Annotated in this window: 1 protein-coding gene; it reads right to left on the bottom strand. The window is 70.3% G+C overall.

From position 1 onward, the window contains the following. Positions 1 to 13: 13 nt before the first annotated feature. A protein-coding gene (locus tag ACIA8O_RS40065) for an IS3 family transposase (RefSeq protein ID WP_396299033.1) occupies positions 14 to 1,206 on the bottom strand; the annotation gives its coding sequence in 2 pieces (ribosomal slippage) (positions 14 to 927 and positions 927 to 1,206; 1,194 coding nt in all). Positions 1,207 to 1,272 lie beyond the last annotated feature (66 nt).

Here is a 1,272-nt window from a genome sequence, read left to right as displayed (position 1 = left end):
GTGAGGACACGTCTTATGCGGCTTGCGTGAGTGTAGTTGAAGTGGTCGCGAGGGTGGCTTCGTAGGTGAGTGGGCTGACGTGGCCGAGGTGGGAGTGCCGTCGTCGGGTGTTGTAGCGGTTGGCCCAGCGGAAGGTGTCGAGGCGGGCCTGGCGGGCGGTGGGCCAGTGCTTCGCGCCTTGAAGGGTCTCGCGTTTGAAGGAGGCGTTGAACGCCTCGGCGGCGGCGTTGTCGGCGGAGGTGCCGACCGCGCTCATCGAGCGGGTCACGCCTGCGGCGGCGCAGGCGTCGGCGAAGGCCTTCGACGTGTACTGCGTGCCGTGGTCGCTGTGAAAAGTCGCCCCGCGCAGGCTGCCGCGGGTGCGTTCGGCGGCCGTGAGGGCGTCGATGACGAGGTCGGCGCGCATGTGGTCGGCGATGGCCCACCCGGCCAGGCGGCGCGAGCACAGGTCGATGACGGTGGCCAGGTAGAGCGGTTTGCCGCCGGCGACGGGCAGGTAGGTGATGTCGCCCACGTAGCGGGAGTTGGGGACCTTCGCGGTGAAGTCGCGCCCGATCCGGTCGGCCACCTTCGGGGCGGCGGGGTCGGGGATCGTGGTGCGCTGCCGGCGTCGCAGGTGCAGCCCGACGATCCCGGCGGCCCGCATGACGCGCTCGACGCGCTTGTGGTTCACGACCAGCCCCGTGCTGCGAAGCTCGGCGGTGACACGCGGGGCGCCGTAGGTGCCGTCGGACTCCTCGTGGACGGCGCGTATTCGCGTCGCGAGCCGGTCGTCGGAGGCGGCCTTCTGCGCGCGGGCCGGCCCTGCGGCGGCCCACCGGTAGAACCCGGACCGGGACAGACCAAGCACCGTGCACAACCGCTTGACGCCGAAGGCGCTTTGGTGGTCGGCGACGAACTGGAAGCGGCTCACCAGCTCGTCTCGCCCGCGAAATACTTGGCCGCCCGGCGAAGGATCTCCCGTTCCTGCTTCAGCTCGGCGACCTCCTTGCGCAGAGCCTCGTTCTCCGCCTCCAACGAGGCGGCCGGACTTGCCGGTTGAGCGCTCTTCGCGCTGCCTTGGCCGGCCGCCCGAATCCAGCTCCGCAGTGTCTGCGGATGGACGCCCAGGTCCGCGGCGACCGCCGCGACCGTGACGCCCGGACGCGAGCGGTACAACGCGACCGCGTCCGCCTTGAACTCCGGCGGGTAGTGCTTCATCCCCACAGGGACTCCGTTCTCCTGAACCATCAAGATCCAGTGTCCGGTGTCCTCACATCAGGGGGAAGGCCC

Source organism: Kitasatospora sp. NPDC051853 (assembly GCF_044452665.1).
Lineage (GTDB): Bacteria > Actinomycetota > Actinomycetes > Streptomycetales > Streptomycetaceae > Kitasatospora.
This window is presented reverse-complemented; position numbering and strand designations above follow the sequence as displayed.